Annotated in this window: 11 protein-coding genes; 4 read left to right on the forward strand and 7 right to left on the reverse strand. The window is 67.8% G+C overall.

The genetic code is table 11. The features are described from left to right. Nucleotides 1-214: 214 nt before the first annotated feature. The gene (gene dnaB, locus GPA10_RS29885) at nucleotides 215-1,690 is read right to left on the reverse strand and encodes a replicative DNA helicase (RefSeq protein WP_058850012.1); all 1,476 of its coding nucleotides are present in this window, start codon (nucleotides 1,688-1,690) and stop codon (nucleotides 215-217) included. 460 nt (nucleotides 1,691-2,150) lie between these two features. Between dnaB and GPA10_RS29890 the strand changes: the two genes are divergently transcribed. Beyond that, nucleotides 2,151-3,488 (forward strand): MATE family efflux transporter, encoded by a 1,338-nt coding sequence (locus GPA10_RS29890; RefSeq protein ID WP_157168235.1) that lies wholly within the window; start codon nucleotides 2,151-2,153, stop codon nucleotides 3,486-3,488. A 279-nt stretch (nucleotides 3,489-3,767) separates the two neighbouring features. On the opposite strand, the gene rplI is transcribed toward GPA10_RS29890, so the two are convergent. The 4 genes from rplI to rpsF form a co-directional block, all read right to left on the reverse strand. After that, nucleotides 3,768-4,214, reverse strand: coding sequence for a 50S ribosomal protein L9 (gene rplI, locus GPA10_RS29895; protein WP_058850013.1), 447 nt, complete (start codon nucleotides 4,212-4,214; stop codon nucleotides 3,768-3,770). A gap of 18 nt (nucleotides 4,215-4,232) precedes the next feature. Then, nucleotides 4,233-4,469, reverse strand: coding sequence for a 30S ribosomal protein S18 (gene rpsR / locus GPA10_RS29900; RefSeq protein WP_003949403.1), 237 nt, complete (start codon nucleotides 4,467-4,469; stop codon nucleotides 4,233-4,235). Between the two features lie 72 nt (nucleotides 4,470-4,541). Continuing rightward, nucleotides 4,542-5,147 carry a single-stranded DNA-binding protein gene (locus GPA10_RS29905; RefSeq protein WP_058850014.1) on the reverse strand — a complete coding sequence of 202 codons (606 nt, stop codon included), beginning with the start codon at nucleotides 5,145-5,147 and terminating at the stop codon, nucleotides 4,542-4,544. Nucleotides 5,148-5,251: 104 nt separating this feature from the next. After that, nucleotides 5,252-5,542 carry a 30S ribosomal protein S6 gene (gene rpsF / locus GPA10_RS29910; protein WP_006604399.1) on the reverse strand — a complete coding sequence of 97 codons (291 nt, stop codon included), beginning with the start codon at nucleotides 5,540-5,542 and terminating at the stop codon, nucleotides 5,252-5,254. 265 nt (nucleotides 5,543-5,807) lie between these two features. Here rpsF and GPA10_RS29915 point away from each other — a divergent pair, with 265 nt between their 5' ends. The 3 genes from GPA10_RS29915 to GPA10_RS29925 all read left to right on the forward strand — a co-directional run bounded on the left by GPA10_RS29915 (nucleotide 5,808) and on the right by GPA10_RS29925 (nucleotide 8,606). Further along, complete coding sequence (locus GPA10_RS29915) at nucleotides 5,808-6,119, forward strand: hypothetical protein (protein ID WP_058850015.1); 312 nt, start codon at nucleotides 5,808-5,810, stop codon at nucleotides 6,117-6,119. 202 nt (nucleotides 6,120-6,321) lie between these two features. Next, nucleotides 6,322-7,443, forward strand: coding sequence for a lipid II:glycine glycyltransferase FemX (locus GPA10_RS29920; RefSeq protein WP_058850016.1), 1,122 nt, complete (start codon nucleotides 6,322-6,324; stop codon nucleotides 7,441-7,443). 131 nt (nucleotides 7,444-7,574) lie between these two features. Next, nucleotides 7,575-8,606 (forward strand): alanine racemase, encoded by a 1,032-nt coding sequence (locus GPA10_RS29925; RefSeq protein WP_157168236.1) that lies wholly within the window; start codon nucleotides 7,575-7,577, stop codon nucleotides 8,604-8,606. A 224-nt stretch (nucleotides 8,607-8,830) separates the two neighbouring features. Here GPA10_RS29925 and GPA10_RS29930 read toward each other — a convergent pair whose 3' ends face one another. Then, nucleotides 8,831-10,372, reverse strand: a complete 1,542-nt coding sequence (locus tag GPA10_RS29930) for a glycosyltransferase family 87 protein (protein WP_246260058.1) — start codon at nucleotides 10,370-10,372, stop codon at nucleotides 8,831-8,833. Nucleotides 10,373-10,591: 219 nt separating this feature from the next. Beyond that, nucleotides 10,592-13,312 carry a transglycosylase domain-containing protein gene (locus GPA10_RS29935; RefSeq protein ID WP_157168237.1) on the reverse strand — a complete coding sequence of 907 codons (2,721 nt, stop codon included), beginning with the start codon at nucleotides 13,310-13,312 and terminating at the stop codon, nucleotides 10,592-10,594. Nucleotides 13,313-13,330: the final 18 nt, after the last annotated feature.

Genomic DNA, 13,330 nt, shown 5'->3' on the forward strand with positions numbered 1-13,330 from the left:
CGCTCCCGTCGAGCCCGCTCCTCGGCGGTGAGACCGCCACCATCCGGATACCTCATACCTACGGCATAGCGAACCCGCACTCACCCGTCACCAAGCCGAGAACACCCACCATTAATGATCTCTAGCCAGTATCACAGCGATGTCGTATCCGACATCAATCCGACATCGACTGTGAGATTCCGACACGGAAAATGAGGCCCTACAGGAGCGGACCTCAGGTCTGGGCCATGTCCACGAACCGCGAATAGTGGCCCTGGAACGCGACGGTGATCGTCGCGGTCGGGCCGTTACGGTGCTTGCCGACGATGATGTCGGCTTCGCCCGCGCGCGGGGACTCCTTCTCGTACGCGTCCTCGCGGTGCAGCAGGATGACCATGTCGGCGTCCTGCTCGATGGATCCGGACTCACGCAGGTCGGACACCATCGGCTTCTTGTCCGTGCGCTGCTCGGGGCCACGGTTCAGCTGCGAGAGCGCGATGACCGGGACCTCGAGCTCCTTGGCGAGGAGTTTCAGGTTTCGCGACATGTCCGAGACCTCCTGCTGACGGCTCTCGGCGCGCTTCGAGCCACCCGACTGCATCAGCTGCAGATAGTCGATGATCACGAGCTTGATGTCGTTCCGCTGCTTGAGCCGGCGGCACTTGGCGCGGATCTCCATCATCGACAGGTTCGGGGAGTCGTCGATGTAGAGCGGGGCCGCCGACACCTCGGGCATCCGGCGTGCGAGCCGCGTCCAGTCCTCGTCCGTCATCGTGCCGGAACGCATGTGGTGCAGTGCCACCCGTGCCTCCGCGGACAACAAGCGCATCGCGATCTCGTTGCGCCCCATTTCCAGGGAGAAGATGACGCTGGGTAGGTTGTGCTTGATGGAGGCGGCCCGAGCGAAGTCGAGGGCCAGCGTGGACTTGCCCATCGCGGGGCGGGCGGCGATGACGATCATCTGGCCCGGGTGCAGACCGTTGGTGAGCGAGTCGAAGTCGGTGAAGCCCGTGGGCACACCCGTCATCTCGCCGCTGCGCGACCCGATCGCCTCGATCTCGTCGAGCGCGCCCTCCATGATGTCGCCGAGCGGCAGATAGTCCTCGCTCGTGCGCTGTTCGGTGACGGCGTAGATCTCGGCCTGGGCGCTGTTGACGATCTCGTCGACGTCGCCGTCCGCCGCGTACCCCATCTGCGTGATGCGTGTGCCCGCCTCGACCAGGCGGCGCAGGACGGCGCGCTCGTGGACGATCTCCGCGTAGTACTCGGCGTTCGCGGCCGTCGGGACGGTCTGGACGAGCGAGTGGAGATACGAGGCGCCACCGATCTTGGTGATCTCACCGCGCTTGGTGAGCTCGGCGGCCACGGTGATGGGGTCGGCCGGCTCGCCCCGCGCGTACAGGTCGAGGATCGCCGTGAAGATCGTCTCGTGCGCCGGGCGATAGAAGTCGTGACCCTTGATCACCTCGACGACGTCCGCGATGGCGTCCTTGGACAGCAGCATGCCGCCGAGCACGGACTGCTCGGCGTCGAGGTCCTGCGGCGGCACCCGCTCGAAAGACGTGCCCCCGCCGTCCCAGGAGCTCTCACGACCCCGCTCGTGCTGCTCCTCGCGCCCGCGGCCTCCGTCACGGCGCGGCCGGGAGACGGGCAGACGGTCACCAGGACCGCTGTCGGCCCACGGGTCGTCCAAGGGCTCGGAAATACTCACCGGGCCACCTCCTCCCGTCCGCCGCGCGGACCTCGCCGTGCACCTCTTTCCTAGGGCACGACACTGACAAATAAGGGGGCCCAGCTCCGGTTCTGACGCGTCGGATTTGCGGGGTTTCCGCGATGGCAGGACGAGGCGGGCGCCGGACCACGGTAGGCCTGCGGGCACCGTCAGCCAATCTGGTTATCCACAGGCGCTGTGGATGACGGGCCCGATGCTGTGGAGAACTCCGCCAAACCTGTGCACGGCTCGGTGGACAGCCCTGTGAACAAGCCCTCAGGCCACTTTCCACACCTGCTTTGACCTGCACTTTTCCCGTCCACCGGCTGTGCAGAAGAAAAACTTTCCCAGTCGGCCCAAGATCTTGTCGAACGGCGCCCCGACCAATGCGCACCCTGAGTCAAAGTAAGGGTCCTAAGGCGGTTGCATCTCTTACCTGTGGAAGATTAGATTGGTGCTCATGACACAGGCTCCCGCGGCGCCCAAGGCCGCCCGTCGACGGCACGACCGAGAGATCGTCGCCCTCGCCGTTCCCGCCTTCGGCGCACTCGTGGCCGAGCCTCTCTTCCTGATGGCCGACAGCGCCATCGTCGGCCATCTCGGCACGGCCCAGCTCGCCGGTCTCGGCATCGCCTCGGCCCTCCTGGGAACAGCCGTCAGCATCTTCGTCTTCCTCGCCTACGCCACCACGGCCGCCGTCGCCCGCCGCGTCGGCGCCGGAGATCTGCAGGCCGCCATCCGCCAGGGCATGGACGGCATCTGGCTCGCCCTGCTCCTCGGGGTCGCCGTCATCGCCGTGGCCCTGCCCACCGCTCCCGCACTCGTCGATCTCTTCGGCGGCTCTCCGTCGGCATCCCCGTACGCGGTCACCTATCTGCGCGTCTCCATCCTCGGCATCCCCGCGATGCTCGTCGTCCTCGCCGCCACCGGAGTGCTGCGCGGCCTCCAGGACACCAAGACCCCGCTGTACGTCGCCATCGGCGGCTTCGTGGCCAATGGCGCCCTGAACGTGCTCCTCGTCTACGGTTTCGACTTCGGCATCGCCGGATCCGCCTGGGGCACCGTGCTCGCCCAGTGCGGCATGGCGGCCATCTACCTGTACGTCGTCATCCGCGGCGCCAAGCGTCACGGCGCTTCCTTGCGACCCGACGCGGCCGGCATCAGAGCCTGTGCCCAGGCCGGCGTCCCCCTGCTGGCCCGCACCCTCGCACTGCGCGCCATCGCGCTCATCGCCACCGCCGTGGCCGCCCGTCTCGGTGATGCCGATGTCGCCGCCCACCAGATCGTCCTGTCGCTCTGGAGCCTGCTCTCCTTCGCCCTCGACGCCATCGCGATAGCCGGGCAAGCCATCATCGCCCGCTATCTGGGGGCGGACGATGCCCAGGGCGCGCGTGACGCCTGCCGTCGCATGATCCAGTGGGGGTTCGTCTCCGGGATCGTTCTCGGTCTGCTGGTCGTCGCGGCACGGCCGGTGTTCGTGCCGTTGTTCTCCGGTGACACCGCCGTCCAGGACGCGGCCCTGCCCGCCCTCGTCGTGATCGCGCTCGCCCAGCCCATCTGCGGCATCGTCTACGTCCTTGACGGCGTCCTGATGGGCGCGGGGGACGGCCCCTATCTCGCCTGGGCGATGCTGGTCACGCTCGCGGTGTTCGCTCCCGCGGCGCTTCTCGTCCCCACGCTCGGCGGTGGGCTCACCGCTCTGTGGGCCGCGATGACCCTCATGATGGCCGTGCGCGCACTGACGCTGTGGGGGCGGTCGCGCTCGGGCAGGTGGATCGTCACGGGCGCGACCCGCTGACGTTTCGGACGCGGTGTTTCACGTGAAACACCGCAAACGTGCGACACGGCAAGCGTGCGACACGGCACATGTGAACCACAGCGACGGCACAGTCGGTCTCGAAGCACGGCCACGAGACCAGGTCGGTCACGAAGCAGACGACAACGCCGGGTCATGAAGCACGGTGACGACGTCAGACCGTGAACCACGGCGACGACGCCAGACGATGAAGCACGGCAAAGGGGCCGCACCCTGTGGGTGCGGCCCCTTCACTCAGTCCTGCGAGCGCGATGGTGCCGCTCAGGCAGAGACGACCTCGACGTTGACCTTCGCGGCCACCTCGGGGTGCAGACGCACGGACGTCGCGTGGGCGCCCAGCGTCTTGATCGGCGAGCCCAGCTCGATGCGGCGCTTGTCGACCTCGGGGCCACCGGCAGCCTTGATCGCCGAAGCGACGTCGGCCGGGGTGACGGAGCCGAAGAGTCGACCGGCGTCGCCGGAGCGGACGGCCAGGCGGACCTTGACGGCCTCGAGCTGGGCCTTGATCTCGTTGGCCTGCTCGATGGTCGCGATCTCGTGGATCTTGCGCGCACGACGGATCTGCGCGACGTCCTTCTCGCCACCCTTGGTCCAGCGGATCGCGAACTTCCGCGGGATCAGGTAGTTGCGGGCGTAGCCGTCCTTGACGTCTACGACCTCGCCGGCGGCGCCGAGGCCGGAGACCTCGTGGGTGAGGATGATCTTCATGTGTCGGTCACCCTTCCCTTATCGCGCGGTGGACGTGTAGGGCAGCAGCGCCATCTCACGGCTGTTCTTCACGGCCGTGGCGACGTCACGCTGGTGCTGCGTGCAGTTGCCGGTCACGCGGCGGGCACGGATCTTGCCGCGGTCGGAAATGAACTTCCGCAGCATGTTCGTGTCCTTGTAGTCCACGTACGTGACCTTGTCCTTGCAGAAAGCGCAGACCTTCTTCTTAGGCTTGCGCACAGGCGGCTTCGCCATGGTGTTTCTCCTGTGTGATCAAGAAGTGTGGGTACGACCCGCCTTCTCGTCCCGGACCCGGGGGTCCAGGGCTTAGAAGGGGGGCTCGTCCGAGTAGCCGCCGCCGGAGCCGCCGGAGCTTCCGCCCCAGCCGCCACCGCCGCCACCGTTGCCGCCGCCCTGCTGGCCGCCGCCGGCCGGCGCACCGGTCGCCCAGGGGTCGTCGGCGGGAGCACCGCCGCCGCCCTGCTGCTGACCGCCACCGGGGCCACCGCCCCAGCCGCCGCCCTGCTGGCCGCCGCCACCGCCGCCGTACCCACCCTGGCCGCCGCGACCGGTGGTCTTGGTGACCTTGGCCGTGGCGTTCTTCAAGCTGGCGCCGACTTCCTCGACGTCCAGCTCGTAGACCGTGCGCTTGATGCCCTCACGGTCCTCGTAGGACCGCTGCTTCAGCCGGCCCTGCACGATGACGCGCATGCCTCGCTGGAGCGACTCGGCGACGTTCTCCGCCGCCTGACGCCAGACCGAGCAGGTCAGGAAGAGGCTCTCGCCGTCCTTCCACTCATTGGTCTGCCGGTCGAAGGTGCGGGGGGTGGACGCGACACGGAACTTCGCGACCGCCGCACCGGAAGGGGTGAAGCGCAGCTCGGGGTCGTCGACAAGATTGCCGACGACCGTGATGACGGTCTCGCCTGCCATTGGGGGAACCTCTCGGCGGGTTTGCTGCTGGCTGCTTGTGTTGCTGCTACTCGGATCCCGAGTGCCGTCGAGCGGTGCGGCTCAACGGGTCTGAGCCAGGGGGCTCAGTGGGTCTCGGGACGGAGGACCTTGGTCCGGAGGACCGACTCGTTCAGGTTCATCTGGCGGTCGAGCTCCTTGACGACCGCAGGCTCGGCCTGCAGGTCGATGACCGAGTAGATGCCCTCGGGCTTCTTCTTGATCTCGTACGAGAGACGACGACGGCCCCAGGTGTCGACCTTCTCGACCTTTCCGTTGCCCTCACGGACGACGGAGAGGAAGTTCTCGATCAGCGGGGAGACAGCGCGCTCCTCGAGATCGGGGTCGAGGATGACCATCACTTCGTAGTGACGCATGTGGAACCCACCTCCTTTGGACTCAGCGGCCACGGTCGTTCCGTGGCAGGAGGGTCGTGATGCGTACGCAACGGTATCGGCAGCCACTGACAATCGGCTCCCGCGAACGGGGGCTCGTACTGTGGCCTGGGCAGACACCGGTGCAGACGGTACAGAGTACCTGCACGTGGGCTTCCGGTTGAAATCCGGCGGCGGACGGGCAGAATCTGTACACATCGGGTGTGTATGGCGCTACGATGCGCCGCCTTCCGCAGGAGGTGCCTCCATGGCACAAGCAATGCGACGCAACACCGCAGGCTCTCTCTTCGCCACCGACGGCAGACCTCATCCCCTCCAGGACACCCTGCTCGGTGTGACGCTGGTGCTCGGGGCCATCGCGTTCGTGACCGCGATGTTCCACCACCTGCATCTGCTGAGTTCCTGGACCGGCCTGGTGGGGATCTTCACCGGGGCCTACGGCCAGTTCATCTCGGTGACGACCCGCGAGCGGTTCTTCCTGATCGTCGGTCTCGGCGCCGCGGCGGTCGGCTTCTTCCTGGGCATGGCGCACGGAGGGCTCTTCGGCGGGCTCTGGTGACCCCGCCCCCGCCCGGCTCCGGTCCGGCCCCCACCCGGGGCCGGTCCGGTCGCTGAGGGGCGCCGCGGCCGCCGGTCAGGGGCAGGCGGGCCGCGAAGGATCCATACGCCCAGACGGGGCGCTCACAGGGCGCAGTAGGCTTCGGCGCGAGAGCCGGAGCCCCTGTACCCATGGGGACACACCAGCCCGAGGAGCGCCGCGAATGAGCCTGACCCTGAGGACCATCAGCCGAGAGCAACATCTGGCGTACATCCAGAGCCTGCCCTCGGCCAGCCATTGCCAGGTCCCCGCATGGGCAGATGTGAAGAGCGAATGGCGCTCGGAGAACCTGGGCTGGTTCGACGACCGCACCGGTCAGCTGGTCGGTGCGGGTCTTGTGCTGTACCGCCAGTTGCCCAAGGTCAAGCGCTATCTCGCGTATCTGCCCGAGGGTCCGGTCATCAACTGGTACGCCCCGAATCTGGACGAGTGGCTCCAGCCGATGCTGGCGCACCTGAAGAAGCAGGGCGCCTTCTCCGTGAAGATGGGCCCGCCGGTCGTCATCCGCCGCTGGAACGCTCCCGCGATCAAGGCCGGCATCCAGAACCCGGACGTGAAGCGGCTGCGCGACGTCGAGCCCACAACCATCGAGCCGCGTGCCTTCGAGGTCTCGGACAAGCTGCGCCGGATGGGCTGGCAGCAGGGCGAGGACGGCGGCGCCGGATTCGGTGACGTGCAGCCCCGCTATGTGTTCCAGGTGCCGCTGGCCAACCGCGCCCTGGAGGACGTGCTCAAGAACTTCAACCAGCTGTGGCGCCGCAACATCAAGAAGGCCGAGAAGGCCGGTGTCGAGGTCGTCCAGGGCGGTTACCAGGACCTCGCCGAGTGGCAGCGCCTGTACGAGATCACGGCGATCCGCGACAAGTTCCGGCCGCGGCCGCTGAGCTACTTCCAGCAGCAGTGGCGGGCCCTCAACTCCGAGGACCCCAACCGCATGCGGCTGTACTTCGCACGCCACAACGGCGTGAACCTTTCGGCAGCGACCATGCTGGTCGTGGGCGGGCACGTCTGGTACTCCTACGGGGCGTCCGACAACATCGGCCGCGAGGTCCGGCCCTCCAACGCCATGCAGTGGCGGATGCTGCGTGACGCCTACGCACTGGGTGCGTCCGTCTACGACCTGCGGGGCATCTCCGACTCGCTGGACGAGACCGACCACCTCTTCGGCCTGATCCAGTTCAAGGTCGGCACCGGCGGCGAAGCCGTGGAGTACGTCGGCGAGTGGGACTTCCCGCTGAACAAGCTGCTGCACAAGGCACTCGACATCTACATGTCGCGTCGCTGATCCGCATCCGCATCCGCAGGTCGCGTCGCTGATCCGCGCCGCTTCCCCGCGCAGTCCCCTTCCGCATTTCCTTCCGCATTTCCTTCCACACCTCTGTTACCGCAGACACCAGAAAGGTTCCGGGACCAGCCATGGCGCTCACGCTCTATGTCGACACCGCGCGCTGGCGGGCACACCAGAAGCACATGCTGGAGCAGTTCCCGGGTATCGTCCCGGTCTGCAAGGGCAACGGCTACGGCTTCGGTCACGAGCGGCTCGCAGAGGAGGCCACCCGCTTCGGGTCCGATGTGCTCGCCGTCGGCACGACCTACGAAGCCGCCCGGATCAAGGACTGGTTCAGCGGTGACCTGCTGGTCCTGACGCCGTTCAGGCGCGGCGAGGAGCCGGTGCCGCTGCCCGACCGCGTCATCCGCTCCGTGTCGTCGCTCGACGGCGTGCACGGCCTCGTGGGTGCCCGTGTCGTCATCGAGGTCATGTCCTCCATGAAGCGCCACGGCGTCAGCGAGCAGGACCTGCCCCATCTGCACGCCGCCATCGAGGACGTGCGCCTCGAAGGCTTCGCGATCCACCTGCCGCTCGACCGCGCCGACGGCTCGGACGCCGTCGAGGAGGTCATCGGCTGGATGGACCGGCTGCGTGCCGCTCGCCTGCCGCTGCACACCATGTTCGTCAGCCACCTCAAGGCGGACGAGCTCGCCCGGCTCCAGCAGCAGTTCCCGCAGACCCGCTTCCGCGCGCGCATCGGAACGAAGCTGTGGCTCGGTGACCACCACGCGACCGAGTACCGCGGTGCCGTCCTGGACGTCACGCAGGTCGCCAAGGGGGACCGTTTCGGCTACCGCCAGCAGAAGGCGGCGTCCGACGGCTGGCTGGTCGTCGTCGCGGGTGGCACGTCGCACGGTGTCGGTCTGGAGGCGCCGAAGGCGCTGCACGGCATGATGCCGCGGGCCAAGGGCGTCGCACGGGCCGGACTCGCGACCGTCAACCGCAATCTGTCGCCGTTCGTCTGGGGCGGCAAGCAGCGCTGGTTCGCCGAGCCGCCGCACATGCAGGTGTCGCTGCTCTTCGTGCCGTCGGACGCGCCGGAGCCCCAGGTGGGCGAGGAACTCGTGGCGCACCTGCGGCACACGACCACACAGTTCGACCGCATCCTCGACCACTGAGCCGCCCGGGACGACCGGGCGGCCACGCAGCCGTGCGCCTGAGCAGCTGAGCGGCCGCAGAGGTTCACGGTGGCCCGCAGAGGTCCCCGATGGCCCGCGGAGGCCCGCGGAGGCCCGCGGAGGCCCAGAGCAAAGACGGAGGGCCGGTACGCGCGACGCGCGCGTACCGGCCCTCTTGTCTCACCGCGCAGCGGCCCCCTCGGCCCTGCCCCGCTTCCGCACGCTCATGGCGCCGCGTCGGAAGCCGTTCCCCACGTCACGTAGGTCCCCGCGCCCTCGTGCGTACCCTGTCGCGGGCGAGCCGCCGGGCCGAGCACGAACACGTCGGGGGCACCGTCGAGGACCCCTCCGGAGGGGTCGTCCTCCCCGGTTCTGCGCACCACGTCCCGGTCCGGCCTGTAGATGTCGCGGACGACCACGGCACACAGGTAGAGCGTGCCCAACAGATGGATGGCGATGGCCAGTTGGTAGCCCTCGGTGGGCAGCCCCTTGTGGGCGTCACCACTCGTCGTGTATGCGAGGTACATCCAGATCCCGAGGAAGTACGCGACTTCGCAGACCTGCCAGATGAGGAAGTCCCGCCAGCGCGGCCGGGCCAGCGCGGCGAGCGGAATCAGCCACAGCACGTACTGCGGCGAGTAGACCTTGTTGGTGAGGACGAAGGCGGCGACGACCAGGAAGACCAGTTGCGCGAGCCGCGGTCGGCGGGGGGCGGTCAGCCCGAGCGCGGCCACTCCCAGGCAGCAGAGCAGCATCAGGGCGGTCGCGAGGGAGTTGACCGTTTCCGTAGTCAGCGGGTCGTCCATGCGCTGCGAGAGGATCAGCCAGAACGATCCGAAGTCGACGCCGCGTTCCTGGCTGAAGGTGTAGAACTTCGCCCAGCCCTCGCGGATGTGGAAGCCCGCCGCGTCATGGCTGATCATCACCGGCAGGTTCACCGCGAGCCAGGCGCCCACCGCGGCCGCGGCGGTGGCCCAGAAGGCCCGCCGGCGCCCCGCACGCCAGCACAGCACGAGCAGGGGCCCCAGCAGAAGCGCGGGATACAGCTTCGCGGCGGCCGCGAGACCGATCAGGATTCCCGCGGAGACCGGCCGCTCCCGCGACCACATCAGCATGGCCAGGGCCGTGAGGGCGACCGCGAACAGGTCCCAGTTGATGGTGGCCGTCAGCGCGAAGGCGGGGGCCAGGGCGACGAGCAGGGCGTCCCAGGGACGGCGGCGGTGGATGCGGGCCACACAGACAGCGATGATCACCGCACAGATCATCAGCATTCCGGCGTTGACCATCCAGTAGAACTTCTCCTGGTGCTGGATGCTCCCGCCGTCCGGCGTCAGCCAGGCCGCCACCTGCATGAACAGGCCGGTCAGTACCGGATACTCCAGGTACTCCATGCCGACGTCGTCCGGCAGCCGGTCGAAGTACGGCACCAAGCCGTCGGCGAAGCCCCGGCCCTGGTAGAGGTGCGGGATGTCGGAGTAGCACGCGTGCGTGTACTGCGAGCTCGCGCCCACGAACCAGCCGCCGTTGTAGCACGGCGCCTTCTGCACCATCCCGAGCGCGAACATCCCGATGGCGACCAGTGCGATGACGCGCACAGGAGTCAGCCGACTCGTCGCCAGCAGAGCTCTGCGGCCGATCGGTCCGCCGAACAGCTCGCTGCCTGCCGCGGCGATCTCGTCGTGTTTCGTGGGCAGCACAGGCTGCGGCGCCTGCTCGGTGGCTGGCTGATGCGCGCGTGTGGGGGGCATCTTCTCTGCGCTGGGCATGGCGCACATCCTGCCGTACAGGCTTGAGAACTCCGGCTGAACGTGCCCGAGAAGTCCGGTACCACCCCGACTGGCAGGTCGGAGGCCACGAGAATGCCTCCTTCACCGTCCCTGTACCGCACCGTGCGGGACGCACAAGGCCCCCGTACCTCGCCGGGTACGGGGGCCTTGTTTCACGTGGAACACGTCGTTTCACGTGAAACGTGCATGCAGCTCATGTCAGTCCGAGCCGAACCATCCACCTTCGTTGTCGTTGCCCCTGGGTCCGCCGTTGCCATTGCCACCGTCCGTCGGGCCGGTGGTCGGTGTGGGCTCTCCGCCACCCGGTCCACCGTTGACTCCGCCGTTCTCGACACCGCCGTTGTTGTTTCCACCGTCGTCGCCGCAGCCGAGGTCCCAGTCGTTGCAGGTCTCGGTGGGATCGGGCGAATCCGACGGCGTCGTCGGGGTCTCGGACGGCTCCTTGGTCTCCTTGGTCGGCGTCGGAGAGTGGCTCGGCTCCTTGGTCTCCTTGGTCGGCGTCGGAGAGGGCGGCGGCGGGGTGTAGCCGACGATCTCACCGATGGGCTGCGGCACCGGGAACCGCATGACCGGCTCGCCCTCAAGTGCGGCACTCATGTAGTCGCGCCAGATCTCCGCGGGGAACGAGGCACCGTGGATCTTCTTCTGGCCACCCGTGCCGAACATCTCCAGGAACTCGCGCTTGCTGTTGTTCTCGTCGTCGTCCAGCCGGTACATGCTGATCGCCGTCGACAGCTGTGGGGTGTAGCCGACGAACCAGGCGGACTTGTTGCCGTCGGTCGTACCGGTCTTTCCCGCCACCTGACGACCGGGGAGCTTCGCCGCCGTGCCGGTGCCCTTCTCGACGACGGTCCGGAGCACGTCGGTGACGTTGTCCGCCACCTCGGGGGAGAAGGGGCTCTTGGTCTCGACGTCCTGCTTGAAGATCGTCTCGCCCTCCTTCTCGACCTCCTCGACAGAGAAGGGGTCCCGCTGCTTGCCGCTGGCGGCGAACGTGGCGTACGAACCGGCCATACGGATGGCGCTCGGTGACGAGGTGCCGAGGGAGAAGGACGGATAGGTCGCGCCCGCCATGGTCCGGTCGTCCCTGAGGCCGGCGTCCATGGCCGCGCGCTTCACCTTGTCGAGCCCGACGTCCATGCCGAGCTGGACATAGGCCGAGTTGACCGACTCCCGCATCGCCTCACGCAGGTCGATCTTGTAGGTCGGCGGGTTGTAGTCCTTCTGGCCGTCGTTGGTCTGCAGCCATTCCTTGCCGTCCTTGTCCTGCCAGACCGTGCCGTCGTACTTCTTGATCTTGATCTTGTTCTTGCCGCTGTACAGGCTCTTCGGGTTGACGATGGTGCGTTCGCCGTCGCTCTGCACATCGCCGCCGGTCTCCTTGCGGATGCCGTTCTTGAAGGCCGCCGCGAGCACGAAGGGCTTGTACGTCGAACCGACCTGGGCACCGGTGATGTCCGCGTTGTTGGTGAAGTGCTTGGTGGCGTCCTCACCGCCGTAGATGGCCTCGATCGCGCCGGTCTTCGGGTTCACCGAGGCGCCACCGAACTGAACGTGCGTGTCCTTGTCCGGGCGCTGCTTGGGATCGAGGTTGGCCTTGCGGACCTTCTGCACGGCCTTCTCCAGCTGCGCGACCTTCTTCTTGTCGAAGGTCGTGTGGATCTCGTAGCCGCCCTGTTCGAGCTGGCTGGCCGTGATCTTCCCGTCACTGGTGTTTATGACGTACGCCTTGGCCAGCGAGACCAGATAGCCGACCTGACCGCTCAGCTTCACGTTGGAGCGCGGACTCTGCAGCTTCGGGAACTCGGTGTACTTGTTGCGGACCTCGGCGCTCAGACGGCCGTCCTTGACCTCCTCGTCGAGGACCCACTTCCAGCGCTTCTCGGCGCGCTCCTTGTTGGCCTTCGGGTTGGCCGCGGGATCGATCTCCGGGTAGCCGGCCGGGTCGTAGTACGTGGCGCCCTTGAGCACCGTCGCCAGGAGGGCGCACTCGCTCGGGTTCAGCTTCTCCGCGTCCTTGCCGAAGTAGGCGCGCGCGGCGGCCTGGATGCCGTAGGCGTTGCGGCCGTAGTAGGCGGTGTTCAGGTACCCCGCCATGATCTCTTCCTTGCTCACCTCCCGGCCGACCTTTATGGAGATGAACAGTTCCTTGAACTTACGGCTGAACGTCTGCGACTGGTCGTCGAGGCGGGCGTTCTTCACGTACTGCTGCGTGATGGTCGAGCCGCCCTGGGTCTGACCGCCCTTCGCCATGTTGACGAAAGCGCGGGCGATGCCCATCGGGTCGACGCCCTTGTCCTTGTTGAAGGACTTGTTCTCCGCCGAGATGACGGCGTTGCGCATGGCCTTGGGGATGTCCGCGTACTTGATGATCTGGCGGTTGGTCTCACCACCCGTCGCGACCATCTGCGAGCCGTCGGCCCAGTAGTAGACGTTGTTCTGCGCCCTCGCGGCCTTGGCGACCTCCGGGACCTCGACGAGGGCGTACGCGATGCCCGCGACCGCCAACAGACTGCCGAAGAACCCGATGAACAGGCCGGTGACCAGTCGCCACGACGGGATCCAGCGCTTGGCCCCGTACTTGCCCGCACGCGGGTAGTCGATGAAGCGCTTCTTGGCGGGATCATGGCCACGCCCTTTGCCGCGACCCCGGCCGGCGCCGCCCTCGGCGGCCCTGCGGCGGCCACCGCCACCCCCCACGGACCCGTTTCGGGCAGCGCGCCGGGCCTCGGCGCGCCCGCCGTAAGGACGCTCCTCACCCTCGGGGGCCCCCGGCCCGTGCGCCGGCGGCGAGGCCGGTGATCCAGTGGCGCCACGCGGTGCTGCGCGGCGACCCGACGGCGCGCCGGATGCGCCACGCCTGGCCGCGGCACGTCCGCCGCCCTGCGGCTGCGGCGGTTTGCGACGGTGCTCGCTCATCGAACGACTACTCCTCGG

This window comes from Streptomyces typhae (genome assembly GCF_009755605.1).
Classification (GTDB): Bacteria; Actinomycetota; Actinomycetes; order Streptomycetales; family Streptomycetaceae; genus Streptomyces; species Streptomyces typhae.

What these genes read in the sequence shown, in the direction of transcription:
- GPA10_RS29890 (WP_157168235.1), top strand. Translation starts at nt 2,151, where the DNA reads ATGACACAGGCTCCCGCGGCGCCCAAGGCCGCCCGTCGACGGCACGAC.
- rplI (WP_058850013.1), bottom strand. Translation starts at nt 4,214, where the DNA reads ATGAAGATCATCCTCACCCACGAGGTCTCCGGCCTCGGCGCCGCCGGC.
- rpsR (WP_003949403.1), bottom strand. Translation starts at nt 4,469, where the DNA reads ATGGCGAAGCCGCCTGTGCGCAAGCCTAAGAAGAAGGTCTGCGCTTTC.
- GPA10_RS29905 (WP_058850014.1), bottom strand. Translation starts at nt 5,147, where the DNA reads ATGGCAGGCGAGACCGTCATCACGGTCGTCGGCAATCTTGTCGACGAC.
- rpsF (WP_006604399.1), bottom strand. Translation starts at nt 5,542, where the DNA reads ATGCGTCACTACGAAGTGATGGTCATCCTCGACCCCGATCTCGAGGAG.
- GPA10_RS29915 (WP_058850015.1), top strand. Translation starts at nt 5,808, where the DNA reads ATGGCACAAGCAATGCGACGCAACACCGCAGGCTCTCTCTTCGCCACC.
- GPA10_RS29920 (WP_058850016.1), top strand. Translation starts at nt 6,322, where the DNA reads ATGAGCCTGACCCTGAGGACCATCAGCCGAGAGCAACATCTGGCGTAC.
- GPA10_RS29925 (WP_157168236.1), top strand. Translation starts at nt 7,575, where the DNA reads ATGGCGCTCACGCTCTATGTCGACACCGCGCGCTGGCGGGCACACCAG.
- GPA10_RS29930 (WP_246260058.1), bottom strand. Translation starts at nt 10,372, where the DNA reads ATGCCCAGCGCAGAGAAGATGCCCCCCACACGCGCGCATCAGCCAGCC.
- GPA10_RS29935 (WP_157168237.1), bottom strand. Translation starts at nt 13,312, where the DNA reads ATGAGCGAGCACCGTCGCAAACCGCCGCAGCCGCAGGGCGGCGGACGT.